The organism is Clostridium ljungdahlii (assembly GCF_001636845.1).
GTDB lineage: Bacteria > Bacillota > Clostridia > Clostridiales > Clostridiaceae > Clostridium_B > Clostridium_B ljungdahlii_A.
The window spans coordinates 1-597 of the sequence record NZ_LITT01000060.1; the positions used below are offsets into that span (position 1 = coordinate 1).

At 34.3% G+C, this 597-nt stretch carries 1 protein-coding gene; it reads left to right on the plus strand.

All coding sequences use genetic code 11. The annotated features are described in order from the left end of the window. Positions 1-292 precede the first annotated feature (292 nt). The gene (locus tag WY13_RS21215; protein WP_156499055.1) at positions 293-445 is read left to right on the plus strand and encodes a hypothetical protein; all 153 of its coding nucleotides are present in this window, start codon (positions 293-295) and stop codon (positions 443-445) included. The last annotated feature ends 152 nt before the right edge of the window (positions 446-597 follow it).

The following is a 597-nucleotide window of genomic DNA, read 5'->3' on the forward strand; positions in this document are numbered from 1 at the left end:
TGTATCCACCAAATAACCCTTGATAATTCCGATTAAACCCTGCCGATTTCCACTAAAGCCTGATGGCAACCCCGTAAGGGGTGTAATTAGAGATACAACAAAAATTAGAGCTGAGAGTAAAACTCTTTGGCTCTTATTTTATGAAAAGAATTGTAATTAATGAGAGAAATTTTGATTGATATGAAGATTGGAAAATGCTTGATAAAAGCGGGGCTGCATGAGTAGTATATTGCAAGAAAGCCTGATATATACCTTTAGTATTATACGAAAAACCCGTTAGTGTGAAAGATGATTGAAAAATGGATTGATTGAATGTTTGAATGAAATAAGGGAAGAACAAGTCATTTTTGAGATGGATTCTATGATTGAATATAAAGTTAGACATATCAAGGATTTCAGTGGAAAGATATTAGATTTAAATGTGAGAAAAGGACAGATTGCTTAAAACTAATCTCGTCAAACTTTCGTGGTTTTCCCACTAAACTTCGATGAAAAAAGTGGTATTCAATACCATCATTTTTTTGGAAAATTTTCGCCAAGGTTTCTTAGAATTGACGCAGAAATGCGGGGTGAGAGGGTGTGTTTTCGTCAGGGTTT